22 protein-coding genes are annotated in these 23315 nt (G+C 64.7%); 1 reads left to right on the top strand and 21 read right to left on the bottom strand.

Going from position 1 to position 23315, the window contains the following annotated elements:
- Window positions 1–2 precede the first annotated feature (2 nt).
- The 19 genes from J2R80_RS34710 to J2R80_RS34620 all read right to left on the bottom strand — a co-directional run bounded on the left by J2R80_RS34710 (window position 3) and on the right by J2R80_RS34620 (window position 21238).
- Window positions 3–896, bottom strand: coding sequence for a xanthine dehydrogenase family protein subunit M (locus J2R80_RS34710; RefSeq protein ID WP_253640156.1), 894 nt, complete (start codon window positions 894–896; stop codon window positions 3–5).
- Complete coding sequence (locus J2R80_RS34705; RefSeq protein WP_253640155.1) at window positions 893–1906, bottom strand: ABC transporter permease; 1014 nt, start codon at window positions 1904–1906, stop codon at window positions 893–895. The genes J2R80_RS34710 and J2R80_RS34705 overlap by 4 nt, the downstream gene beginning before the upstream one ends.
- Window positions 1899–2915 carry an ABC transporter permease gene (locus tag J2R80_RS34700; RefSeq protein WP_253640154.1) on the bottom strand — a complete coding sequence of 339 codons (1017 nt, stop codon included), beginning with the start codon at window positions 2913–2915 and terminating at the stop codon, window positions 1899–1901. The genes J2R80_RS34705 and J2R80_RS34700 overlap by 8 nt, the downstream gene beginning before the upstream one ends.
- A complete protein-coding gene (locus J2R80_RS34695) occupies window positions 2912–4450 on the bottom strand; it encodes a sugar ABC transporter ATP-binding protein (RefSeq protein WP_253640153.1) in 1539 nt (512 codons plus the stop codon). Before J2R80_RS34695 ends, J2R80_RS34700 begins: the two co-directional genes overlap by 4 nt.
- A gap of 72 nt (window positions 4451–4522) precedes the next feature.
- Window positions 4523–5623 carry a TMAO reductase system periplasmic protein TorT gene (torT, locus tag J2R80_RS34690; RefSeq protein WP_168856840.1) on the bottom strand — a complete coding sequence of 367 codons (1101 nt, stop codon included), beginning with the start codon at window positions 5621–5623 and terminating at the stop codon, window positions 4523–4525.
- Window positions 5624–5726: 103 nt separating this feature from the next.
- Window positions 5727–7688: a hydantoinase B/oxoprolinase family protein gene (locus J2R80_RS34685; RefSeq protein WP_253640152.1), complete on the bottom strand. Its 1962-nt coding sequence runs from the start codon at window positions 7686–7688 to the stop codon at window positions 5727–5729.
- Between the two features lie 3 nt (window positions 7689–7691).
- Window positions 7692–9719, bottom strand: coding sequence for a hydantoinase/oxoprolinase family protein (locus tag J2R80_RS34680; protein ID WP_253587231.1), 2028 nt, complete (start codon window positions 9717–9719; stop codon window positions 7692–7694).
- Window positions 9720–9884: 165 nt separating this feature from the next.
- Window positions 9885–10844, bottom strand: coding sequence for a helix-turn-helix domain-containing protein (locus tag J2R80_RS34675; protein ID WP_200844621.1), 960 nt, complete (start codon window positions 10842–10844; stop codon window positions 9885–9887).
- 105 nt (window positions 10845–10949) lie between these two features.
- The gene (locus tag J2R80_RS34670) at window positions 10950–11915 is read right to left on the bottom strand and encodes a LysR family transcriptional regulator (protein WP_253640151.1); all 966 of its coding nucleotides are present in this window, start codon (window positions 11913–11915) and stop codon (window positions 10950–10952) included.
- A gap of 218 nt (window positions 11916–12133) precedes the next feature.
- Window positions 12134–13111 (bottom strand): biotin-dependent carboxyltransferase family protein, encoded by a 978-nt coding sequence (locus tag J2R80_RS34665; protein ID WP_229189496.1) that lies wholly within the window; start codon window positions 13109–13111, stop codon window positions 12134–12136.
- Window positions 13101–13976, bottom strand: a complete 876-nt coding sequence (locus J2R80_RS34660; protein WP_057017112.1) for an allophanate hydrolase subunit 1 — start codon at window positions 13974–13976, stop codon at window positions 13101–13103. The genes J2R80_RS34665 and J2R80_RS34660 overlap by 11 nt, the downstream gene beginning before the upstream one ends.
- 42 nt (window positions 13977–14018) lie before the next feature.
- On the bottom strand, window positions 14019–15419 hold the full coding sequence (locus tag J2R80_RS34655) for an acetyl-CoA carboxylase biotin carboxylase subunit (RefSeq protein WP_253640150.1): 1401 nt from the start codon (window positions 15417–15419) through the stop codon (window positions 14019–14021).
- A gap of 16 nt (window positions 15420–15435) precedes the next feature.
- Entirely contained in the window at window positions 15436–15678 is a 243-nt protein-coding gene (locus J2R80_RS34650; RefSeq protein ID WP_018270951.1) for an acetyl-CoA carboxylase, read from the bottom strand.
- 40 nt (window positions 15679–15718) lie between these two features.
- On the bottom strand, window positions 15719–16447 hold the full coding sequence (gene pxpA / locus J2R80_RS34645) for a 5-oxoprolinase subunit PxpA (RefSeq protein WP_028345053.1): 729 nt from the start codon (window positions 16445–16447) through the stop codon (window positions 15719–15721).
- An 89-nt stretch (window positions 16448–16536) separates the two neighbouring features.
- The gene (locus tag J2R80_RS34640; protein ID WP_028345052.1) at window positions 16537–17724 is read right to left on the bottom strand and encodes an ABC transporter substrate-binding protein; all 1188 of its coding nucleotides are present in this window, start codon (window positions 17722–17724) and stop codon (window positions 16537–16539) included.
- Between the two features lie 31 nt (window positions 17725–17755).
- Window positions 17756–18829: a branched-chain amino acid ABC transporter permease gene (locus J2R80_RS34635; protein WP_253640149.1), complete on the bottom strand. Its 1074-nt coding sequence runs from the start codon at window positions 18827–18829 to the stop codon at window positions 17756–17758.
- Between the two features lie 3 nt (window positions 18830–18832).
- Window positions 18833–19747, bottom strand: a complete 915-nt coding sequence (locus J2R80_RS34630; protein WP_038381946.1) for a branched-chain amino acid ABC transporter permease — start codon at window positions 19745–19747, stop codon at window positions 18833–18835.
- A gap of 1 nt (window position 19748) precedes the next feature.
- The gene (locus tag J2R80_RS34625) at window positions 19749–20471 is read right to left on the bottom strand and encodes an ABC transporter ATP-binding protein (protein WP_141341045.1); all 723 of its coding nucleotides are present in this window, start codon (window positions 20469–20471) and stop codon (window positions 19749–19751) included.
- Entirely contained in the window at window positions 20468–21238 is a 771-nt protein-coding gene (locus J2R80_RS34620) for an ABC transporter ATP-binding protein (RefSeq protein WP_253624002.1), read from the bottom strand. Before J2R80_RS34620 ends, J2R80_RS34625 begins: the two co-directional genes overlap by 4 nt.
- A 100-nt stretch (window positions 21239–21338) precedes the next feature.
- On the opposite strand from J2R80_RS34620, the gene J2R80_RS34615 reads away from it, so the two are divergent.
- Complete coding sequence (locus tag J2R80_RS34615; RefSeq protein ID WP_057017118.1) at window positions 21339–22259, top strand: LysR substrate-binding domain-containing protein; 921 nt, start codon at window positions 21339–21341, stop codon at window positions 22257–22259.
- A 103-nt stretch (window positions 22260–22362) separates the two neighbouring features.
- On the opposite strand, the gene J2R80_RS34610 is transcribed toward J2R80_RS34615, so the two are convergent.
- Window positions 22363–22725 (bottom strand): hypothetical protein, encoded by a 363-nt coding sequence (locus J2R80_RS34610; protein WP_063790083.1) that lies wholly within the window; start codon window positions 22723–22725, stop codon window positions 22363–22365.
- An 8-nt stretch (window positions 22726–22733) separates the two neighbouring features.
- Window positions 22734–23264 (bottom strand): hypothetical protein, encoded by a 531-nt coding sequence (locus J2R80_RS34605; protein ID WP_159109551.1) that lies wholly within the window; start codon window positions 23262–23264, stop codon window positions 22734–22736.
- Between the last annotated feature and the right edge of the window lie 51 nt (window positions 23265–23315).

Here is a 23315-nt window from a genome sequence, read left to right as displayed (position 1 = left end):
GTTCAGGAGCCAAGCGCTGCGATCGCAGCGCGGCGGACGAGACCGGGTAGCACGCTGACCCGATACCAGGCCGGGGCATCGACGCTGTCGCGGCCGACGAACTCATCCGCCAACGCGGCCGCACTCTGCGCCGCCTCCGCCGCATCGAGCGGGCGTCCGATCAGAGCTGCCTCGAGCCGCTCCCAGCGGCGCGCCACCGGCTCGGCTGAACCGACCGCGACGCGCGCCGCCTGGACACGGTTCGCTGCATCGATGCTGACCGACAGGCTGACGATGGCGACCGGGTAGTCACCCGATTTGCGCAGCGGCAGGCGGGCATGGGCGCTTCTGCGCGCCGCCCGCGGCAAGATGATCCGCGTCACCAGATGACCGCGCGGAAGGGACGATCGGATCTTCAGGAAATGCGACAGGCCGATGCGCTCGCGGCCGTCGCGGTCCGACATTTCCACTTGGGCATCGAGGCAGAGCAGCGCCGGTACGCAATCCGCGGCGGCGAATTCCGACGTCGCGAGGTTGCCGCCGATCGTCGCCATCGCGCGGATCGCGGGATTGGCGGAGCGGCCGGCGGCGCTGACCAGGACTGCGAATTCCGTAAGATCAGCCAGGGCCGCCGCGAGTGCCGCATGCGTAACCGCCGCGCCGATCTCGATTGCATCGCTGTCGATACGAACCGTGGTCAGCTCGGCGATCTTGCCGATCGCGACATAATGTGGCTTCAACCGCTCATGGCGGATCGGTGACCGCATGATCCACGTGCCGCCGGCAAAGGCAGCGCCGGCCGCGCCGAATTCGCTCAGTGCGTCGAGTGCGGAAGCGAGCGAGGGCGCAACGTAGATCGAGGCAGGTGCATCGTGCATCTCGCCCGCGACGCTCTGCATGGGAGAACCCGTCGTCATTGGCGCCGCTCCAGTCGCAGGCGATCGAGCAGAACGCCGACGATGACGATCGCGCCGAGCACGACCATCTGGACGTATCCGTCGATCCGGGTGAGGTTCATGCCGTTGGACAGAATGGTGATGAACAGGGCGCCGAGCACCGCGGTGCCGACCCCACCGCGCCCGCCCGCCAGGCTTGTTCCGCCGACTACGGCGCCGGCAATCGCCTGCAGTGAAAGCGCCCCGCCGAGGTTCGGCTCGCCCGATCCGGTCCGCGCCGTCATCATGATCGCGCCGAGCGCCGCAAGCCCGGAGCACAGCACATAGGTCGCGATCAGGGTGCGCTTGACCGGCAGGCCGGCGACCGCCGCTGCGCGCGGGTTGGTGCCGATGAGGTAAAGCGAACGGCCGAACACGGTCCGCGTCAGGGTCCAATGGAGCACGGCGCCGACCCCGACCGTGATCGCGATGGCCGCCGGAATTCCGAAGGCGCTGCCGCCGTAGAAGATCTGCGAGAACGGCGCCGGCACGCCTTGCACGGGCCGTCCGGACGATAGTGTGGTCGCAATCCCGATCGCGATATTGTAGCTGCCGAGCGTTGCGACAAAGGGGTTGACCCCGAGCAGCGCAATAACCACGCCGTTGAAGAGCCCGCACGCGGTGCCGAGCACGAAGCCGGCAGCGAGCCCGGTGAGCAGCACGGCGCCTGTACCATGGCCCGACGCCGTCGCGCCGGCCATCGCCAGCGCGGTGCCGACGCTCACCATCGATACGGTCGGGCCGAGTGCGAGGTCGAAGCCGCGCGTCAGGATCACCACGGTCTGGGCCATCGCGAACAGGGCCAGATAGCTGGTCTGCTGCGCGATGTTGAGCAGGTTACCCGGCGACAACACGCCGCGGTCGACCGCGGCGAAGCCGAGCAACAGGGCCGCCAACGCGACCGGCAGCACTGCGCTCCAGAGCCAGCGACCCGGCGCCAATTTCGGGCGATCCGCGTTCTTGGCGGCGACGGACAATTCGAGGTCAGACACGAGCCTTGCTCCGTCGGCTGAGTTCGTCCAGCGCCACGGCCGCGACCATGATGACGCCGAGAAAGACCGGCTGCAGCCGGGAGTCGACGTGCAGGAGGTTGAGCGCATTGCCCAGGATGGTCAGGAACAGGGCGCTGATGGCGACGATTTCGATGCGCCCGACGCCGCCGCGCAAGCTCACGCCGCCGATCACGGCGGCTGCGATCGATTGCAGCATCATCCGGTCGCCGCCGAAGCTGGCCTGGCCGGAGCCGACCTGCGCGGTCAGCAGGATGCCCGTCAATGCCGCGAGCATGCTCGAGACAACGTAGGTGCCGACGACGTGGCGCTGGATCGATACGCCCGAAACGATGGCCGCATCGACATTGCCGCCGATCGCGTAGACGTAACGGCCGAACAGCGTGCGCCGCTGCGCAAACACCATCACGATGATGATGACCAGCGCGACGTGGACGGCGGTCGGCAGGCCGAGCGCCTGGGCGCGCCCAAAGCCCTTCACGAAGATATCGGGCATGCCGTAAACCGGGATTCCGTTAGTGATCATCAGGCCTACGCCCGCAGTCGCCGACATCGTGCCCAGGGTCACCACAAAGCCGGATACCTTGAGCTTCGCCACGCAGAAGCCGTTGACGAGCCCGACTACGGCCCCGGAGCCGAGTCCGGCCGCCATCCCGCTGGCAATGATGAGGGCATTGTTGCCGGGAAACGCGGTGGCTGCGGCGGCCATGGTCTTGGCGGTGACGACGCTCGCGAGCGCCACGACGGCGCCGACTGAGAGATCGAAGCCACCCGCGATGATGACCAGCGCCTGACCGCAGGCGACGATCGCGAGCAGCGACGCGTTGCGCAGGATGTTGAGGATGTTGATGATGCCGTAGAACTGCGGATCGATCGCCGACATGCCGGCGACGAGCAAGACCAGCAGGGCCGGCAGGAACCCGACACGGCCTGCGATCGATCGCAGGCCGATCGCGCCTTGCGGGTTTGCGGTGACCAGCGCGGGGTTCACGCGACCTCCGCGGCGAGATGGTCGCGGAAGAAGCTCGACAGCACGTTCTGCTCGGTCTTCTCGGAGTCCGTCAGCTCGGCGGCGATGCGGCCGTGATGCATGACGTAGAGCCGGTTCGACAGCGCCAGAACCTCCGGCAATTCCGACGACACCACGATCACGGCGGCGCCGGCCTCGACCAGCCGCTTCATGAACTGGTAGACCTCGAGCTTGGCGCCGACGTCGATCCCGACGCTCGGCTCGTCGAACAGGAACACGGTCAGCTCACGCGTGAGCGCGCGTGCCAGGATCACTTTTTGACGGTTGCCGCCGGACAGTGCGCCGGCGCTCCGTTCGATGTTCGGCGGCCTCAGCTGCAACCGCCCCATGATGTCCGCGATCGTGGCGCGTTCGGCGGCTTGCCGCAGCACGCCGAAGCGCGCGAACGCGGGCAGGTCGAGCACCGTCATGGATGCGTTCTCGCGGATCGGACGGGACAGCGCGAGCCCTTCAGCAACCCGATTGGCAGGGAAATAGGCGATGCCGCGCTTGAGGCTTTGCCTCGGGGTCGGGAATTCGTAAGGCAGACCGTCGATCCGGATCACGCCTGATGCCGCGGCCTCGATGCCGTAGACCGCGCGGATCAGCTCCGATTTGCCGCAGCCGACGAGACCGGCGATGCCGGTGATCTCGCCGGCGCGGGCATGGAAATTCGCCTCCTGAACGCTGCCGTCCGCGAGCGTCAGGTTTTCGATGTCGACCATCACCTTGTCAGGCCGGTGGGCGATGGCCGGGAACAGCAGGTCGATCCTGCGGCCGGTCATCAGCTCCACCAGCTCGCCGTCGGTCGAGCCGGGGGCGTCGAGGGTCTGGATGTGGCGGCCGTCGCGCAGCACCGTCACACGGTCGGCAAGGGCGCGGATTTCGCGCATGCGATGCGAGACATAGATCAGCCCGACATTCTGGCTCTTCAGGCGCGCGATCAGCTCGAACAGCCGTCCGGTCTCGCGCTCGGTCAACGAGGCAGTCGGCTCGTCAAGGATCAAAAGGCGGACGCGGCCGAGCAGGGCCTTGGCGATTTCGGCCATCTGCTGGTGCGCGCGGGAAAGGTCGTCGATCCGCTGCGCCGGATCGAGATCGAAGCCGAGCTCGTCGATCAGCGCCCTGGCGCGCTTGCGCATCTCGCGCGAGCGCAGCACGCCGCCATGGGTGACCTCGCGGCCGAGGAACAGGTTCTCTTCCACCGTGAGGCTCGGGATCAGCGAGAACTCCTGAAAGACCGGGCTGATGCCGATCGTGCGGGCCCGCTGCGGCGTGAGATGATGGATCTCCTCGTCGCCAAAATGGAACGTGCCTTCGTCCGGCGGAAACGTTCCCGAGATGACATTGATCAGGGTCGATTTGCCGGCGCCGTTCTCGCCGAACAGGACATGAAGCTCGCCGGCACGAACGTCGAGGTCGACCCGGTCGAGCGCGCGAACGCCGGTGAAGCGCTTTGATATCCCCCGCAATCGAAGCAGAGGCTCGGCGGGCTTCGGGTCAATCTCGACATCCATCCGCGTCTCCGTTGGGCCGTGAGCAAGACGGGTGGGAGCACGTGCTCCCACCCGGCATCATTCGCGAGCGGCTTACTTGGCCTTGACCGAATAGACCGGTGTCCAACTCGCCGGAGCCAGCACGAGGTCCATCTGCAATTTCGGTACGGTGGTCTTGTCGATGACAGCGGCGATCGGCTGGACAAGGCTCATGACCGGCTTCTTCTCGATGAGACGCACCGCCTGATCGATCGCGACGGCGCCTTCTCCGACCGGATACTGGGTTGCGAAGGCGAGGATGTCGCCGCGGTTGAGCGCGTCGAGCATGGCCTGGTTTTCGTAAGACGATACGATCTTCAGGTCGCTTCGGCCGGCCTCGGCAACGGCGCCGATGGCCGCTTCAGCGGTGGGGGCCGTGCCCCAGATCACATTCATGCCGGGATAGGCCTGCAAGGCGTCCTGAATGAGCTGAAGCTGCACGGCGACGCCCGAGTCGCCGAACTTCTCGGCCAAAATCTTGGCGTTCGCGTTCTTGGCAACGGCCTTCTTGAAGCCTTCGTTGAACGACTCCGCCCAGCCAGAGCCGGCCGGACCGGGGAACGTCACGATGTTGAGCTTGTCGCCAGGCTTGGATTGCGCCAGCAGGCCGGCGCCGGTGACTTCGCCCATGGCGACGAAGTCGACGTAGTTGGCCGCGGGCAGCGCGTTCGGCGGCAGCGGGTTGGTGACGCCGACGACCGGAACGCCCTTGGCCTTGGCTTCCTCGAACTTCTTGCTGAGGCCTGCGCCGGAGATGGCGCCGACGATGATGGCGTCCGGCCCGCTCGCCATGCAGTCATCGAATTGCGACAGCTGTTTCGGCAGGTTCTCGTAACCTCCGGCCTCGTAGAGGTTCATGTTGACGTTCATCGCCTCGGCCTGTTTGACGATGCCATAGGCGACGGCGACCCAGAAACTGTCCTTCATGTGCGGAAACAGCACGCAGAGCCTGTAAGGCTTCTCGGCCTTGGGGAGCGGCGTGTACTCGGCCGGCTTCGGTGTGCCGGACGACGCGTCGTAGACCTTCATCGGAAACCACGGCGTCTCGGCCGCGGCCGGCGCGACCGCAGCGGCAAGGGCGAGGCCGGCGGCAAGGCCGAGCGCGGGGCGGATCGGCCAAACTCGATTGGGGGAAAGGCACGTCGTACTCGTCATAGCACAATCCTCATGGCTCGAATGAAAGTGGAGGGGCGGTGTCGGATCCAGTTTTTCGTGAACGCTCTGTGCGGTCTGCCGACGTCGCGGCCGGCGATGGCATTCAGCCTGCTTTCCACGTTGCGACCGAGCGCCGCTCAAACACCTCGCGGAACTGGCGCGTGGATTCGGGAAGCAAGGCACCGGTGCCCCAATCGAGGATCACCGCGTGCTTGCGGATCGCGTCGAGCGCGTCGATTGCTCCGCTGCGATAGCGTTGCGCCACCAGCTCCGGATCGAGCCGGACATTGGCGACACGCTCGGAGCGGATCTTCGCACGGAGCGCCTCGGTCGCGACCTTGTCGATCTCGTAGTTGCAGAGCTCGGCGTCGGTGGTGTGCACCACGACGCCATAGTCCTTGGCGGCACGCTCGACCGAGACATAGTCGTCCTTGATATCCTCGACGACGAGGTTCGGATCGCGCTCCAGCGGATCGCCAAATCCGCCGCCGCCGGCGGTCGGACGCGAGAAAGTGTCGCCTTCGCCGATCGGGACGTCCGAGAAGATCGAGCCGAGCCGCTCCGCGGCCGTGCTGCCGGCGCGCTTCAGGGTCAGGCCGTGCGGCATCGACGGCAGGCCGCCCTCGATGCCCCACACGATCGCACGCTCGCGGTCGCAGATATAGGAGATCACGGTTTTCTCGGCCTGCAGCATCCGCGACGTCTTCACCACGCCGGCGCCGCCGCGCCACTTGCCGGGGCCGGGAGAGTCCTTGAGGATCTCGCATTCCGTGGTCAGGATCGGGTTGGCGCGCTCCTGGCCTTCGACCGGCTGCGACATCAGGCCGGTGCCGAAGCAGGCGGTTGTGACATTGCTGCCATCCTTGCCGTTGCGCCCGCCCCAGCCGCCCGGCAGCCAGTCATAGAACATGAAGATCGGCTTGTCGGAGCTGCGGGCATCGAGCCCGCCGGTGAGCAGATATTCGAGATTGAACGCGCAAGCGAGCGCGCGCTCCGGCATCAGCTTCGACCACATTTCGTAGATCGAGTTCATGATTTTCTCGAACGGCATCAGAAAGCCGGTGACCGCGATCGGCCATTTGGCGTCGACGATCGATCCTTCGGGGGCGATGATCTCGAAGCAGCGGTAGAAACCGGAATTGAGTGGCAGGTCGGGGAAGAAAGTCTTCATGCCGGCGGCGACGGCAGAGAAGGTTGCACCGAACGCCGAATTGTAGATCGAGCCGATGGTTGGATGGCTGCCGGTGAAGTCGTAGATTGCGCGATCGCCCTTGATCGTCATCTTGATGCGGATCGGGATCATGCCTTCGCCGCCGGCCGGATCGCGGTCGATGAAGTCGACGGTTTCCCATTCGCCGTCGGGGAGCGCCGCGATGCGCTGGCGCGCCGAACGCTCCACATAGTCCTGGACGGCGGCAAGCCCGGTCTCGACGGTATCACGGCCATATTTGCCGACCAGGCGCAGGATCTCCCGTTCGCAGACGGCGGTGGCTTCGGCCTGTGCCTGGATGTCGCCGATGATCGAGGCCGGATCGCGCGTATTCGACGCGATCAGATGCGCGACGTCCTTGCGCAGGCCGTTCTTGTCGAACAGCCGGACTGGCGTGATGCGCAGGCCCTCGCGGAACATCTCGCGGGCGGCGACGTCGAACGATCCCGGCACGCTGCCGCCGACGTCGGACCAGTGTCCGTTGGACTGGCTGAAAGCGATGATCTTGCCGTCGGCGAAGATCGGACGGATCAGCCGCACGTCGGAGAAGTGCGTGCCGCCGGCATAGGGATCGTTGATGGCGAAAACGTCGCCCTCATGCATGTCGCCTTCGAAATGGCGCATGACATCCTTGCAGGTGAAATGCAGCGTGCCGACGTGGACGGCAATATCCTGGTTGCCCTGCGCCGCGCATTCACCGTTGGCGTCGTGCAGCGCGCTCGAGAAGTCGCGATTGTAGATGACGAAGGAGTAGCAGGTCCTCAGGACCTGCTCGCCCATCTGGTCGACGCTGGTGATGAAGGAGTTCTTCAAAACCTCGAAGGTCACGGGGTCGAGCGGGAGAGCTCCGGCCATGGTTTACTCCTTCACGCGGATGATGATGTTGAGATATCTGTCGACCTCGGCGGCGGCGCCGGGCGGAACGACGGTGGTGGCATCGACCTGCTCGATGATCGCGGGGCCTTGAAAGGAGAAGCCGCAGGGCAGGTTGTCGCGCCGATAGACGGGTGTATCGAGCCCGCTGCCCTCGAACCAGACCCTGCGGCGGCTGACCGGCTCGGGGCTAGCGCCGGTCGGCTCGTGGACGGCAAACTCGGCCTTGGGGACCACGCCCACTGCCTTCAGATTGAGACGGAAGAAGCTGACCGGCGCGCTGTCGCGGCGGAAATTGTATTCGCGCTGATGCTCGGCATGGAAGCTCTGCACCAGATCGGCGATCGCGCCGATCGGCCGCGGCGCGTTGACGGCAAGCGAACGCCACTGGCCGCGATACATCATGTCGATCGAGCGCTGCAGCACGATGTCCTGCTGCGCGACGCCCTCATGGATCAACCGTGCGAGCGCAGCCTTCTCGAGCTCGGCGAACTGTGCCTCGATCTCGGTGGCGTCGGCCTCGGCGGCGTCGACCATGCAGCTCTGCGAAAAATCGTGCTGCATGTCGACGAGCAGGCAACCGAGCGCTGAGGTCACGCCGGGATTGAGCGGAACGATCACGACGGGAATCGCCAGCTCACGTGCGACGTCGACCCCATGCAGGGCACCGGCGCCGCCGAACGCCACCAGCGCAAAGTCGCGCGGATCGTAGCCGCGACTGATCGAGATCAGGCGCACCGCATCCGACATGTTGGCATTGGCGACCTTGACGATTGCATCTGCGGCTTCGTGCAGGCCGAGGCCGAACGGCTTGGCGACGCCGCCCTCGACCGCTTGCCGCGCCAGCTCGGGGTCGAGCTTGACCTTGCCGCCGGCGAGATCGGTGCCAAGCCGGCCGAGCGTCACATTGGCATCGGTGTTGGTCGGCTGCGTATTGCCGTTGCCGTAGCAGGCCGGTCCCGGATAGGCGCCGGCCGATTGCGGGCCGTTGCGCAGCGAGCCGGCCGGATCGGTCCAGGCCAGCGAGCCGCCGCCGGCACCGATGGTGAGCACCTCGATCGATGCGAAGCGGATCGGATAGCCGAACTCGATGTGCCAGTCCTTGGTGATCCGCGACTGGCCCTCATAGGCGAGCGACACGTCGGTCGACGTGCCGCCCATGTCGAGGCCGATCGAATTGGGGAAACCGCAAAGACCGGCGATATGGCGGCTGGCTATGGCCCCGGCGGCGATGCCGGAGCCGGCAAGGCGCGCCGCGAAATCCTTCACGCTCGCCGGCGTCATCACGCCGCCGCCGGTGTGCAGCAGCAAAAGATCACGGGTGTAGCCCTCGTCCGAGAGTCGTTCGCCGAGCCGGCTGGTGTAGTTGACGACGACCGGGCTCACCACGGCGTTGGCGACCGTCGTCGAGAACCGCTCGTGCTCGAAGATTTCGGGAAGCACCTGCGAGGAGATCGAGACCGGAATATCGGGCATCTCGGCCAGCAGAATATCGCGCATGGCGCGCTCATTGGTGCCGTTGAGATAGGCGTTCATGAAGCACACCGCGACCGCGGCGACGCCGCGACGCTTGAGGATGCGTGCGACGCTGCGCGCAGCTTCGACGTCGAGCGGCTCGATCACCGTGCCGGCAGCATCGACGCGTTCGGGCACGGTGAGGCGGTCGCGCCGTGGCACATAGGGCCGGACCACGTCCTTGTAGGTGTCCCAGAGGTCTTCCTTGTTGGCGCGCCGGATCTCGATGACGTCGCGGAACCCCTTGGTCGTGACCACCGCGGTGCGCGGCAGGCGGCGGGTGATCAGCGCGTTCGTGGCAATCGTGGTGCCGTGCGAGAACAGCGCCACCTTGGACAGGTCGATGCCGGCCTTGGATACGCCGCCCATGATCCCTTCGATCGGATCGCGCGTGGAGGAGGTCTTCTCGATGCGCACGAGACCGGTCGTCTCGTCCATGATGCAGATGTCGGTGAAGGTGCCACCGACATCGACGGCCACACGAAGGTTCTGCGCCATGCCTCTTCCTTTCGAACGAGCGTTTCGCCGATCTTAGGCAGAGCGGCGGCCTTCGTTCTTGACGCTGAGCGCAGGAAGATTTGTGCGAGAGAGCGAACCGTGCCGGTGCCCATACATGCCCAGACCGGCGGCGGTGTGCCTAAGAATCGATCAGCAGGCCAGTCTTCAGGAGTTGGCTGTGCGCGAAATGGCGCGGGCCTCGCTCGGGGTGCGTCCGAACCGGCCGCGATAATTGCGGCTGAACTGCGCCTGGTCGGCAAAGCCCCATTGATAGGCGATTTCCGAAATGCTCTTGCGGCAGTTCGCATCGCGCAGCAGGGCGTCGCACATTGAAAGGCGCTGGTTGCGGATATAGGCGCAGACGGTCAGACCTTCGCCCTCGAAGATCTGGTGCAAATAGCGCAGCGAGATGCCGCAGCCGTCGGCAATCATCTGCGGCGTGAGCCGCATATCGTCGAGACGGGCCCGGATGAATTGCTCGCAACGCAGCAAATGGCCGTTGCGCACGGAGGACGAGTGACCGGTCAACACACGGTCGTCGGATTCAATGGCCATCGCAAGCAGCTCGATCAGGTGCTTGCCCATCATCGTGCGCGCCGTCTCGTCCATTTCCTCGATCCGTTCACCGGACAGGCGCAGCGTGTCGACGAACAGCGCGCCGACGCTGCGGCTGGCGTCGAATTGCAGCGTCGCGAGGCGCTCGGGCCGGGAAATGCGGGCGCGCAGCACCGCGCTCGGGATCTTCAGACACCACAGCGCCGTCGGATCCTGATGGCTGAACTCGTAGGGTAGGTGGCTGCGCTCGATCAGGAACGCGCCCGGGCGGCAATGCACCACCTTGCCGTCCTGCTCGAAACGGATTTCGGCGAGTTCGGGCACCGTGATCAGGAAGGATTCCTCCCGCTCGCTCAGGAGATGCCGCTCATGCCGCTTGTACAGCAGGCCATTGGCGATGTTGCGGGACACCGAGACAGGGCCCATCGACCAGGCGCCAAGGCGCGCATTGAAGTCGCGCGTGCTCGGGAAGCGCAGGTCGAGCGAGTAATAGGTCTTCGAGACGACCTCCTGCCAGTACTGGCGGCGGGTCTGCAACGGGATGTCGTTGGTCGTGTAGGTGACTTGCATGTCTCACTCCCGCCGCCGGCTGTGCCTCCGGTCGTCGTGTCCCCGGGCAAAGTTTGGCGAGGACAGCCGGACGGCGTCAAGTCGAATAAAACGGAAACTGATATTCTAGATTTCGATGGCCTCCTCGGCCTGATGTCGGTGGTCCATGCTGACCGGCGGCCGGGCCGGCCCGACGCCGGCAACCGCAAAGCGCATGAAATCGCGAAAAGCCATCGCAGCCTCCGATGGCTTGGTGTCGCGACGCCAGGCAAGACCGATGTCCATGCTGGGCACCTCGTCCTCGATGACGCGGGTCTCGATCCGCTGTCCTTCCAGCGACCAGGGCCGGTAGATCAGGTCGGACAGAATGGCGATCCCCATGCCGCCGGCGACCATGGAGCGGACGGCTTCGACCGAGGAGGTACGGAACACCGTCTTCGGTTCGAGTGAGGCGTTGTTCCAATAGCGCAACGAGGTGTGCTTGGCCTCGTCGACCGTGAGCATGACATAGGGATAGGTCGCGATGTCAGCGAGGTGGACCCGCTCGGCGCGGGTCAGGGGATGCTCGGGCGCAAGCCACAGCCGGCGCGGCGATCGCAGCAAGGTCTCGCTGGTGAGCATGGCGTTGTCGCGCAGGTTCGAGACCAGCATCACCGCGAGGTCGAGCGCACCATCGACGAGTGCGCGCTCGAGCACGTCGCGCGGCGCCTCGAACAGCTCGATCGTGATCCCGGGGAAACTCGCCTTGAAGCGCATCTGATGACGCGGCAGGAAGTAGCCCGACACGGTGTAGGTGACGCCGACGCGGATCGTCCCGAACAGGGGGCCGGCGGACATCTGCGTGTCGCGCACCGCCTCGGCGACGGCGGCGAGGATATGACGGCCCTGGGAGAGGAAGCGGCTGCCCTCCATGGTGACGGTTACGCCGTTCGGCGCGCGCTCCAGCAAGCGGGCGCAGACGGTGGCCTCGAGCTGCTGGATCGCCGCGGTGACCGCTGATTGCGAGACGTTGAGATCGATGGCCGCCTGGCTGATCCGCCCGGTCTCGGCGGCGGCGACGAAGTAGCGGATCTGTTTCAGAGAAACGGACATCGCGGTTGTTCCGATGTTTGCACAACTCATGAGCAGTGTTTCTCAGCCCGAATGTGTCCGCTGCAACTCTCGTGCCGTCCGGCGGACAGCACACCGTGGCACAGACCTCAGATGTGCGAGCGCGCAATCGACAGCCACAGGTTTAGACTTGACCATGCGCGATCGCTCCGGCACCCGCGGCCGAGGTCCGTTGGCAGATGCGGTGGGCCCCCTCGCGATTACGCCATGGCGCTGCGAAGCTTGCCCAGCAGCTCGGTCCGGCTCTTGCGTGCCGCAAGCGCCTGATCCATGTCGACCTTGACGAACTTCACCGGCGTGTTGGGCTGAAGCTGACCGATCAGATCCATGTCCGCGGCGATCACGGTGCCGACCATGAAGTAGCCGCCGCCGGATACGGCGTCGCGATGCAGCACGATCGGTTCGGTGCCGCCGGGAACCTGGATCGAGCCGTAGGGATAGCAGGCATCGGTGATGTTGGACGGGTCAGAGCCGGCGCCGAACGGCGGTTCGCGCGGAACGAATTCGAGCGCCTTGCCACCCTTGAAGCGGTAGCCGATCCGGTCGGCTTCCGGCGCGACCTTCCAGGTGTCGGAGAAGAAGCCGTTGCCGGCGGCCTCGGTAATGCGGTGCCAATAGAGGCCGGGCATGGCGCGCAGCTCTGTCGGCATTCCCGCCGGTTGTCCGCGTAAATCGTTGGCGACGGTGCGGCCGTCCTTGACCGTCACGCTGGCATGGCCGACCGGCAATTCGTCGCCGGCCTCGAGCTTGCGGCCCTTGAAGCCGCCGAGCGCGCCGAGTGCGTAGGTCGATCGCGAGCCGAGCACCACGGGCACATCGATGCCGCCGGCGACCGCGATGTAGCCGCGTGCGCCTCGCTTGAGGAAGTCGAAGGAGAGAATCTGGCCACGCTTCACCTTGAAGCTGGTCCAGGTCTCGCGCGGCTCGCCGTCGAGTTTCGGCGGCAGCTCCGCGCCGGTGACGGCGACCGTGGCGTCTTCGGTGAATTCGAGCTCGGGCCCCATGAACACCGCCTCAAGCACGGCTGCGCCTGCATCATTGCCGACGAGCAGATTTGCGGCGACCAGCGCGTGACGGTCCATGCCGCCGGAGAGCGGGATGCCGATGTGATAATAGCCGGGACGTCCGAGGTCCTGGACGGTGGTCGCAAGACCCGGCTTCAAAACCCTAACGGCCATGGAGAACTCCATCGAGCTTGCTGTTGTAGCCATCAATATCGCGGTTGAACTCGGTCAACGAGAACGAGACGTCGCGGATCACAGGCGCAAACCGGCCGGCGTCGACGTCGGCGACCGCGGAGTCATAGGCTGCCCGGTCGATCGGTTTCCATTTCACGATGTCGCCCGGCTTGAATAGGCACATGAAGTCGCGCAAATAGCTGATGGTCTGATTGGGATCATAGATCGGCATCGGCGTGATGCCGAACATCTGGTAACCGCCGGCGCCGCGCACCGAATAGATGCAGCTGAAACAGCCGCCATGTCCGACGGTGAGCTTTGGCGTATCCGTGCGCGGGCGCAGATATTTCGGGGCCTGAAGCTGCCGCTTGCGCTCGACCATCTGGTAGAGGAAGGGCAGGCCGGCGACGAAGCCGACCATCGAGACGAACCAGGGCGCACTGGAATGCGCCTTGATGAAGGCATCGACGCTGTCGAGGCCGTTGATCCGCGCGGCGTATTCGAGGTCGGTGCCGTCAGGATCCTGGTGACGCTCGCGGAAGCGCATCAAGGTCTCACGGGTCCAGGGGTCGTTGTAGAGCACGGGAATCTCGATGATCCGCGTCTTGATCACCGGTTCCGATTTCTCGGATGCGGAATCCAGCCGCTTCAGCTCGGCGAGGAGATCGTCGGGCTTGATCCGCTCCGGATCGAACTTGACCTGATAGGACGCGTTCGCCGGGCAGATCTCGGTGACACCCTTGATCCTGGCATCGCGCACCGCATTGGTGATGAACAGGCTCTTGAAAAAGGCCTCGAGCGACATCGCTTCGCCGACCTCGGCGAAAATGTGCTCATCGCCGCCGAAGGAAAATCGAGTTTGCATGCTAGCGGCCTCCTGTTGCTGACGGGGCGGATTCTCTCGCCATCATGAGGCGACCTTCGCGGCTGATGGCGGCTGAGCGGTGGCAAGGGCGGCGGCATGGGACTCAAGCCAGGATTCGAGCCATGCCGTATGGAAGCGCCCAGCCTGGACGTCGGCGTCGCGCGCCAGCGCCTGGTGTAGGGGCTTGGTCGTGAAAATGCCTTCGACGCTGAGCTCGGCGAGCGCGCGCTCGAGTTTCTTCATGGCGCTCGGCCGATCCTTGTCGTGCACGATCAGCTTGCCGAGCAGGCTGTCGTAGAAGGGAGGCACCGTGTAGCCCTGATAGAGCATGCTGTCGAAGCGAACGCCGTCGCCGACGGGCAGGCTGAGCGCGCTCACCGTGCCCGGGTTCGGCAGGAAGTTTCTGGCAGGATCCTCGGCGTTGATACGGACCTCGATCGAATGGCCGCTGACGCGCATCTCGTTCTGGCTGATGCGCAAGCGTTCGCCGCCGGCGATCCGGATCATCTCGCGGACGAGGTCGATGCCCGTGATCATTTCCGTGACCGGATGCTCGACCTGGATGCGGGTGTTCATCTCCAGGAAGTAGAATTCGCCGGTGGCGTCGTCGTAGAGGTATTCGAGCGTCCCGGCGCCGCGATAATTGACCGCTCTGGCGAGTGCCACGGCCGAGGTGCAGAGCCTCTCCCGCACAGCCTGGCTGAGCGAGGGCGAGGGGGCTTCTTCCCAGACCTTCTGGCGGCGGCGCTGCAATGAGCATTCGCGTTCGAAGCAATGGATCACGTCGTGTCCGTCGCCGAGCACCTGCACCTCGATATGCCGCGCGCCTTCGATCAGCTTTTCGACGTAAAGCCCGCCGTCGCCAAAGGCCGCGAGTGCCTCGGCCTGTGCCTGCGGCATCAGATGCTGAAACTCCCCGGGGGACCGCGCGATGCGGATGCCGCGTCCGCCACCCCCGGCGGCGGCCTTGATCATCACTGGGAAGCCGGTCTTCTCGACCAGCGCGAAGGCCGCTTCGGCCGATTCCAGCCGCCCCTGGCTGCCAGGGACGGTCGGCACGCCGGCCGCGGCGGCGGCCTCGCGTGCCGCGACCTTGTCGCCCATCAGCCGGATCGATTGCGCGGTCGGGCCGACAAAGATCAATTCCGCCGCTTCGACTGCGGCGGCGAACTCGGCGTTCTCGGCGAGGAAGCCGTAGCCGGGATGGATAGCGTCGGCACCAGTGCTCCGCGCCGCGGCGAGGATGGCGGCCTGGTTGAGATAGGATTTCGACGCCTGCGGCGGACCGATATCGACCGCTTCGTCGGCGAGCCTGACCGCAAGCGAGGCCTGGTCGGCCTTGCTGTAGACCTGCACGGTTGCAATGCCGAGATCGCGCGCTGCGCGGATGATGCGCACCGCGATCTCGCCGCGATTGGCTATGAGGAGCTTCTTGATCGCCATGGCTGGTCGAAGAGCCCTAAACGTCGATTTCGGCGATCGGCTGGCCGGCCATCACGGCATCTTCATTCTCGGCCAGGAAGCGGACGATCTTGCCGGCGATGCCGGCTTTCACCTCGTTGAACGATTTCATCACCTCGATGAGCCCGATCGTGTCGCTCTCGGCGACGGCGTCGCCGTCGTTCTTGTAGACCGGCTTGTCGGGTGCGGGCTTGCGATAAAAGATGCCTGGGAGCGGCGAGAAGATCTGCTGCGTTGCCATTGTTTCCTCTTGAGAGTCTTTGGTTCGTTGCCGCGACGGTTCAGCGCGCGGTGAGATAGGGGCGCACCGCCTCGCGGACGGCTTCGGCGATGGCGACGGCGTTCGGCGTGTCGGAGTGGATGCAGATCGAATCGGAGCCGACCACGATGTCGTTTCCGGCCACCGTGCGCGTCTTGCCTTCATTGACCGCCCTTGCGCATCGGGTGGCGGCGTCGGCCGGATCCTTCGCCTCGTGCTCGCGGGTGATGATCAGGCTGCCGTCGGCATTGTAGTCGAGGTCGGCATAGTATTCGGCGACGAAGGCATGACCGCGCCGCTCGTAGACCTTCTGGTGCAACGTTCCCTTCATGCCGAGCAACGGCACCTTGTAGACGTCAGCGGCATCAGCCACGGCTTCGGCGATCTCCTCGTTGCGCGATGCCATGCCGTAAAGTGCGCCGTGCGGCTTGATGTGATTGAGCGCCATGCCTTCGGCATCCAGGAAGGCCTTGAGTGCGCCGATCTGATAGAGCAGGCAATTGGCCAGCTCCTCGCGGTCGATCTTCATCTCCCGGCGACCAAATCCCTGCAGATCGGGCAGCGACGGGTGCGCCCCGACCTTGACGCCAAATTGCTTGGCGAGCTGCACGGTCTTGCGCATGTGATTGAAGTCGGAGGCATGAAAGCCGCAGGCGACGTTCGCGACGTCGATATGAGGCATCAATGCCTTGTCGTCGCCCATCTTGTAGAGGCCGTAGGCCTCGCCCATGTCGCAGTTGATCACGACCATCTCCTGATTTCCTTCCAACTGGCTTTGCATATGACCGGCGAAGGCCGCCCCGGGTATGACTGGCGCACCCAGGGCGGCGCATTGCCGGGTTACTTGGACACCAGATAGTCGAGCGGGATCTTTTCCGAGATCGTCCACTGGTCGATCACCTGCGGCTTGCCGGCCTCGGTGTCGACGATCAGGTAGCGACCCTGGTTCTGGTGGTGGATGTCCTTGGTGAAGGTGCGCGGCCCGAACAGCGTGGACTCGTTGTTCATCTTCTCGAGCTCGGCCACGACGGCTGCCGCATCGGTCGATTTGGCGCGTTCGACCGCCTTGGCCCAGACGTCGATCAGGACGTAACCCGGATAGACGTACTGGCTGGAGGGGTCACCGCCGGTGACCTCCTTGTACTTCTTGTTGAACTCGTTGACCTTCGGGTTCGGATCGTCGCCATAGACCGAGCCCTGCACCGGGACGTAGAAGTTCGAGAGGTCAGGAACGGCGTTCATCCAGTAGCTGCCGTCGACACCCGACCCGTTGAGGATCATCGACTTGATGCCGGCGGCGCGGATCTGCTTGATGGCGGAGACAGCGCCCGGCATCATCGTGCAGAGCATGATGGCGTCAGGCTCCTTCGGCAGGCTCTTGATGCGCGTGATCTGCGAGGCGATCGAGGCATCGTCGTTCTTGAAGGTGTCGCTGCCGACCAGCTTGGCCTCCTTGAGGCGCGGCAGCATCCAGTCGAAGCCGTCGCAGATGCCCTTGTTGTAGACGGTCCAGCTGTCGAGCAGCCGATAGAAGCTGCGTGCGTTCTTCTTGGTGTAAGCCCATTCCGACATGGTCGCTCCCTGCACCGGTGCCAGCACCGAGGCCGAGAACGAGAACGGGCCGACGCCGGGGATGCCGGCCTTGATCGATTCGGCGCAGAGGAAGAAGGAAACCTTGCCGGCAGCCTGCGCCTGCAGCGCCGCGGGCGCGCCGAAATCGTAGTCGCAGGAGACGATGACGAGGTCGGCACCCTGGTCGAGCACCGCAAGGCCGGCCTTGGCACCCTCGGCCTGATCGGTCTTGGTGTCGGCAAAGACGGGCTTGATCTTCTTGCCGAGCAGGCCGCCGGCCTTGTTGATCTCCTCGATCCGGATCAGTGCCGCGTCCTGCGCCGGCTTGTCGTAGGCTTGCATGAATCCGGATGCCGCGGTCGCAAACCCAACAACGATCTCGTTGGCTGCCCGGGCAGGCGTGAACCAGAGCGCGGATGCTCCGGCCAAGATGCTGAGTAATGTCGTAAAGCGCATATCCCCACTCCTCCAATTGTACAAACAAGCGTCAGTGCAGTTCCTTCAGCGCGGTCTGGACCGGTGGCGTCAGGCGGCGCTGCAACGGCCATCGACGCCAGGAGAATTCCTGGTTGCGGGTCAGTCCCGTCGGCAAGTACATCAGGATCGCGATGGTGATGATGCCGATCGCGATTTCCTGGACACCGTTCGGCAGGCCGACGGTGTGACCGCCGAGGCTGATGCCCTTCTCGAGATTGCGGAACAGCTCGATCAACACGGAGATCGCAACCACGCCCGAGACGGCTCCGCTGAGGCTGTACATGCCGCCGACCACCAGCATCGACAGCGTGATGAACGTCGTCCGCAGATAGAATGCGCCGGGATTGACGATGCTCAGGAAATGCGCGTAGAGCGCGCCGGCGAGCCCGATGATGAAGGCGCTGACGACGAAGGCGATCAGCCGTTCGCGGACGATGTCGATGCCGGAGGCGCTGGCCGCGACCGCTTCGTCTCGCGTGGCGCGAAGTGCCAGTCCGGAGCGCGAAATCGAGTAGAGATAGGCGATCGCGATGGCCACGGCGCCGCCGATCCATCCGGTCCAGACATTCATGGTGGGCGGAATGCCGACGATCGAACCCTGTCCGCCCGTCACCGAATCCCAGTTCGAATAGACATTGTTGATGACGCCGAGCAGGCCGAAGGTCGCGATCGAGGCGGCGATGCCCGAAAGGCGCATGATGACGCGCCCGACGATCAGCGCGAACAGTGCCGCAAACAGTCCGGATATCGGCGTCGCTACCCACATCGGCAGTTGCGCGTGGAGCAGCCATGCCGGCAGGCCCTTGAGCGTGATCGACTTCATCACCGGCGGAATCGTGAGCCAGGCGGTCATGTAGGCGCCGAGGCACATGAAGTTGATATGGCCGAACGACAGCAGGCCCGAATTGCCGACGAAGACGTAGAGCCCGACCACCACCATGATGTTGATGAACATCTCGACCACGGTGCGGTTGAAGGCCCGGCTGCCGAATTGATAGGAGAGGGCCGCCATGATGAGCAGCGCCACGATCAGCACGATCGGCGTGATGATCGTTTGCCGGATGACGGACGGCCGCTGCGACATCGATCAGACCCTCTGCTTGGCGGATTTCGGTGCGAACAGGCCCTGCGGCCGCACCAGAAGGACGACGATGACGGCGCCGTAGACGAAGGCGTCGCGGAATACCCTGGCGTCATGCGGCAGGGTCGCCTGGAACACGACGCTGGCCGCACCGATCAGGAAGCCGGCGGCAACGGCGCCGGGAATGCTGCCGAGGCCGCCGATCACGGTCGCGATGAACGCGATCAGCATCACGTTGGCGCCCATGCCGATGTCGGCGGTGCCGGAATTGGTCGCCAGGATCAGGCCGATCGCCGCCGCCAGCATGCCGCTGATGGCGAAGGCCAGCAGGATCACGCCGTTGGCGCGGACCCCGAGCATGCGCGCCATGGTGAAATTGTCGGCGGCCGCGCGCATCTCGAGCCCGTAGCGCGTGCGCTTGAGGAACAGGACGAGGACCACCAGCACGGCCAGCGTGATGATGATGGTCACGACCTGGAGCATCGGGATGTGAGCACCCAGGAGTTCGACCGGCAGGCCGAGGCTCGGCCACAGCGTGATCGACTTCGGCCGGCTGGAAAACAGCATCAGCAGGAGATGCCGGATCACGAAGCCGAGCGCGAAGGATGCGATCATCATCGTCGCCGGATTGGCATTGCGGAAGCGGCGGAAGACGACGATCTCCGACAGGATCGACAGCGCGGCGCCGATCAAGAGCAGCAGCGGGATCAGCAGATAGAACGGTAGCTGCCCGGCAAAGACGATCGCCGCCGCATCGATCGACGGCCACAGCATGGCGAAGACGCAAAACGCGATGAAATCGCCGTGCGCGAAGTTGACGAGCCGCATCACGCCGAAGATCAGGGCGATACCGAGCGCGCCAAGGGCGTAGAGGCTGCCGAGGCTGAGGGCATCGAAGATGATCTGGAGCAACTCGCGCATCTCAATGATCTCCGAAGCCGAAATAGGACTGCTTCAGACGATCATCCCTGACCATATCGGCCGCTGGGCCCTCGAGCACGATGCGGCCGCCGCGGATCAGGACCATCCGTCCGCCCGTCATCATGGCGCGTGTCGAGCTCTGCTCGACGATCAGGAGGGTGAGCTTGCGCTGCGTCCGCAGCCGCACCAGGATCTCGTAGATCTGGTCGATGATCTTTGGCGCAAGGCCGAGCGACGGCTCGTCGATCGCCATGATGCGGGGCGCGGCCATCAAGGCGCGGCCAAGGACGAGCATCTGCTGCTGGCCGCCGGAGAGCATGCCCGCCGGGGTGTGGCGGCGCTCGGCCAGCATCGGGAATTCCTCGTAGACCTGATCCAGGTCGTCGGCGATCTTCTTGCGGTCGGTGCGCATGCCGGTTCCGACCTTCAGATTCTCCTCGATCGTCAGCGCGCCAAAGACATTGCGTCCCTCGGGAACCAGGGAGAATCCGCGCCGGGCGATGTCTTCGGGTGCGGCACCCGTGATCTTTGCGCCATCGATCATGATGGACCCGGAGCCCGGTGGCACGACGCCTGCGATGGCGTTGAGCAAGGTCGACTTGCCGGCGCCGTTCGGGCCGGTCACGAACAGGATTTCGCCTTCATCGATCTTCAGCGTCAGGCCGCGGAGAGCCGTCAGGCGGCCATAGCTGACGGTGATGTCGTCGACGGCAAGCAGCGTCATGACGCGACGGCCTCTTCGGCGGCGACCGGAAGCAGCTCGTCGCGCTGCGTGCCCATATAGGCGTGCCTGACCGCGTCGCTGTCACGGATCTGAGCGGGCGGGCCGGCTTCGATGACCTCACCGGAATCGAGGACGTAGATGCGCTCGCAGAGCTCGAGCACGAGGCCGATATTGTGCTCGATCAGCAGCACCCCGACATTGAGCTCGCCCGCGATCCGCCGGATGATGGCGGCAAGTTCGTGGCTCTCATGCTCCGACATTCCTGCCGCCGGTTCGTCGAGCAGCAGATAGCGCGGTGTGCACATGATGGCGCGGCCGATCGCGACGCGGCGCTCGTCGGTATAGGGCAGGGCGCCGGCGATGGTGTTGGACAGATGCGAAATGCCGAGCCAAGCCATGACGCGCTCGGCTTCACCGATCGCCTCCGGACGGGATTGGCCCAGGCCGACGCCGGTGACCTCAAGGTTGTCCATCACCGGCAGGTCGCGGAAAAGTCGGCCCGACTGGAAGGTTCGCGCCACGCCTTTGCGACGCAACTTGTGCGCTGCAATGCCACTCAGCGTCTCGCCTTCCAGTTCCACGGTTCCGGCGCCAACCGGCTGGAAACCCGTCAGCACATTAATAAGGGTGGTCTTGCCGGCTCCGTTCGGACCAATCAGTCCGGCGATACGTCCCCGCGGTACGGTCAAGGTCACGTTGGACAGCGCCTTCAGGCCTTCGAATTGGACGCTGATATCGCGAGCGACCAACTCCAAACCATCGGACATGACCTCAATGCCTCTCACTCGCGAACCGATGGATTGATTTTTCCGGTCCGCCGGGGGATTGTAAAATTCGAAATATCGTTCGCTGATATCGGAAATTTTTATGTCTCTGACGTTCCGTCAGGTTCGGCATTTCATCGCAACCGCCGAGACCGGGCGCGTTTCGGCTGCCGCGGCGGCGCTCAGCGTGACGCAGTCTGCGGTCACCGCGTCCATCAAGGCGCTCGAGGCCGAGCTCGGCCACAAGCTGTTCGACCGTCACTCGAACGGCGTGACGCTGACCTTTGACGGACGGGAGTTCTTGCAGCGTGCCCGCGCCATCGAGGCCAGCGTATCGGATGCGATACGCGGGCCGCATCGCTGGGGAATGCAGGTGGACGGCACCGTCGATGTCGCCGTCAGCTACACCATCGCCGGATATTTCTTGCCGCCTTTGTTGTCGCGCTTCTGGCGATCATTCCCGGGCATCACGGTGCGTCTCCACGAGTTTCCGCGCGACGCGATCGAGCAGAGCTTGATCAGCGGTAGCGTCGATGCGGCCATCATGCTGGTTGCGAACTTGCATGACCGGGACTCCATTCGCTCGCGGCTCTTGTTGCGCTCGCCGCGTCGCTTGTGGACTTGCGTCAATCATCCGTTGCTTCGCAAGGACAGCATCAAGCTGGCGGACCTGGTGAGCGAGCCCTATCTGATGTTGACCGTCGATGAAGCCGAACGCTCCGCGATGCGTTACTGGCAGCATACGGCGTACGTGCCGAACGTCATCTTCCGGACCCTGTCGGTCGAAGCGGTTCGCAGCATGGTCGCAACCGGCATGGGAATTACAATCCTGTCCGACATGGTCTACCGTCCCTGGTCGCTCGAAGGACATCGCATCGATCTCAAGACGCTCGATGACGACGTCCACACCATGGATGTCGGGCTTGCCTGGAAGGACAAGGCGAAGCTTTCTCCGGCGGCTCGCGCGTTCTGCGAATTCGTCGCTCATTCCTATCCCGGATCCGAGCCGGTCCAATTTGAATAGCGGACTTGCACGTGCCAAGGCAGGTTTGATGATGGATTGGACCGAAGGTTGCCGACACGTGCCTCTGCGCCAACGTCGAACAGGGCAAAGGCGGCGCAGGACGTCAGGAGGTACCTGTCGGCTTGGACATCGCTGAAAGCGCGCGTCTCAGGGCATTGGCGGCGACAACGCCTGCGCAGCAGCCGGCACCTTTGACGAATATGTCTTTTATGTAGCCATGCCTGCCGGCGAGCAGCTTTTGAATGAGTTCGAAGCCGACGATGACGGCGAGCAGTGCCAGCAGGATCGGCAGGACATGCTTCGGATAGGCGAGCGAAAAGACGGCTCCGACAACGAAGAGCGCGGCAAAGCGATCGGCGTTTGGCGATATCAACGTGTGGGGACGAAATGCCAGCGTCGTATCGGTGACGATGAAGAGGCCCAGGATCAAACCCCAAGCCAAAAATCGGAATGCGGTTTGGGGCATTTCTGAGCTCAACGGGCCATGCTGCCGGGCGCGGCATTGAGCGGTACGCCGCCAATCGAAACGGGACCTGAAGGCCTGGCGGCCCGAGGCGGCGGCTTTCTCGGCTGCGGGGTAGTTGGCGCGATCGGGGCACGCGGCACCTCGGCCGTAACAGGTGGCGGCGGCGCTGCCGGCGGGGGCAGATGCTGCAACTCTTCGACCTTCGAGGTCAGGACCGCCAACTGGTCGGTAATGGCCTTCAACTGCGCCTGCCCGTCGGCTACCGACCGATCGAGTGCGGCGAGGTCTTCCTCGAGCTTCTGCTGGGCCGCGAGGAGAGTTGGCAATGCCTCCTTGTCGCTCGTCGGCGTCGCCCCGCCGGACGATTCGTGGCTTATGGCGGGGACCAATGCCGCGACTTCAGGCCAAGCGTAGACGCCGCCGGCGCCGACAAGGGCGACGACGACGATCAGAAGAAACCACGGCCAGCGGCGGCGACCGGCGGGCAGGGGGCTGTTCGGCGCATGGCCGTGCCACGCCTGGTCGGAATCGTTGTCCATCAATGCTTCCTAGGCGCCTCTGGCATTCGTTGCAATCGATACGGAGTTCGA

This window comes from Bradyrhizobium sp. USDA 4541, from assembly GCF_024171085.1.
GTDB classification, from domain to species: Bacteria; Pseudomonadota; Alphaproteobacteria; order Rhizobiales; family Xanthobacteraceae; genus Bradyrhizobium; species Bradyrhizobium australafricanum.
The sequence above is the reverse complement of the archived record's forward strand: the minus strand, read 5'-3'. Positions and strand labels throughout refer to the sequence as shown.

What these genes read in the sequence shown, in the direction of transcription:
- J2R80_RS34620 (WP_253624002.1), bottom strand. Translation starts at nt 21,238, where the DNA reads ATGTCCGATGGTTTGGAGTTGGTCGCTCGCGATATCAGCGTCCAATTC.
- J2R80_RS34655 (WP_253640150.1), bottom strand. Translation starts at nt 15,419, where the DNA reads ATGGCGATCAAGAAGCTCCTCATAGCCAATCGCGGCGAGATCGCGGTG.
- J2R80_RS34710 (WP_253640156.1), bottom strand. Translation starts at nt 896, where the DNA reads ATGACGACGGGTTCTCCCATGCAGAGCGTCGCGGGCGAGATGCACGAT.
- J2R80_RS34610 (WP_063790083.1), bottom strand. Translation starts at nt 22,725, where the DNA reads ATGCCCCAAACCGCATTCCGATTTTTGGCTTGGGGTTTGATCCTGGGC.
- J2R80_RS34650 (WP_018270951.1), bottom strand. Translation starts at nt 15,678, where the DNA reads ATGGCAACGCAGCAGATCTTCTCGCCGCTCCCAGGCATCTTTTATCGC.
- J2R80_RS34615 (WP_057017118.1), top strand. Translation starts at nt 21,339, where the DNA reads ATGTCTCTGACGTTCCGTCAGGTTCGGCATTTCATCGCAACCGCCGAG.
- pxpA (WP_028345053.1), bottom strand. Translation starts at nt 16,447, where the DNA reads ATGGTCGTGATCAACTGCGACATGGGCGAGGCCTACGGCCTCTACAAG.
- J2R80_RS34660 (WP_057017112.1), bottom strand. Translation starts at nt 13,976, where the DNA reads ATGCAAACTCGATTTTCCTTCGGCGGCGATGAGCACATTTTCGCCGAG.
- J2R80_RS34625 (WP_141341045.1), bottom strand. Translation starts at nt 20,471, where the DNA reads ATGACGCTGCTTGCCGTCGACGACATCACCGTCAGCTATGGCCGCCTG.
- J2R80_RS34680 (WP_253587231.1), bottom strand. Translation starts at nt 9,719, where the DNA reads ATGGCGCAGAACCTTCGTGTGGCCGTCGATGTCGGTGGCACCTTCACC.
- J2R80_RS34605 (WP_159109551.1), bottom strand. Translation starts at nt 23,264, where the DNA reads ATGGACAACGATTCCGACCAGGCGTGGCACGGCCATGCGCCGAACAGC.
- torT (WP_168856840.1), bottom strand. Translation starts at nt 5,623, where the DNA reads ATGACGAGTACGACGTGCCTTTCCCCCAATCGAGTTTGGCCGATCCGC.
- J2R80_RS34675 (WP_200844621.1), bottom strand. Translation starts at nt 10,844, where the DNA reads ATGCAAGTCACCTACACGACCAACGACATCCCGTTGCAGACCCGCCGC.
- J2R80_RS34635 (WP_253640149.1), bottom strand. Translation starts at nt 18,829, where the DNA reads ATGTCGCAGCGGCCGTCCGTCATCCGGCAAACGATCATCACGCCGATC.
- J2R80_RS34665 (WP_229189496.1), bottom strand. Translation starts at nt 13,111, where the DNA reads ATGGCCGTTAGGGTTTTGAAGCCGGGTCTTGCGACCACCGTCCAGGAC.
- J2R80_RS34670 (WP_253640151.1), bottom strand. Translation starts at nt 11,915, where the DNA reads ATGTCCGTTTCTCTGAAACAGATCCGCTACTTCGTCGCCGCCGCCGAG.
- J2R80_RS34695 (WP_253640153.1), bottom strand. Translation starts at nt 4,450, where the DNA reads ATGGATGTCGAGATTGACCCGAAGCCCGCCGAGCCTCTGCTTCGATTG.
- J2R80_RS34685 (WP_253640152.1), bottom strand. Translation starts at nt 7,688, where the DNA reads ATGGCCGGAGCTCTCCCGCTCGACCCCGTGACCTTCGAGGTTTTGAAG.
- J2R80_RS34640 (WP_028345052.1), bottom strand. Translation starts at nt 17,724, where the DNA reads ATGCGCTTTACGACATTACTCAGCATCTTGGCCGGAGCATCCGCGCTC.
- J2R80_RS34630 (WP_038381946.1), bottom strand. Translation starts at nt 19,747, where the DNA reads ATGCGCGAGTTGCTCCAGATCATCTTCGATGCCCTCAGCCTCGGCAGC.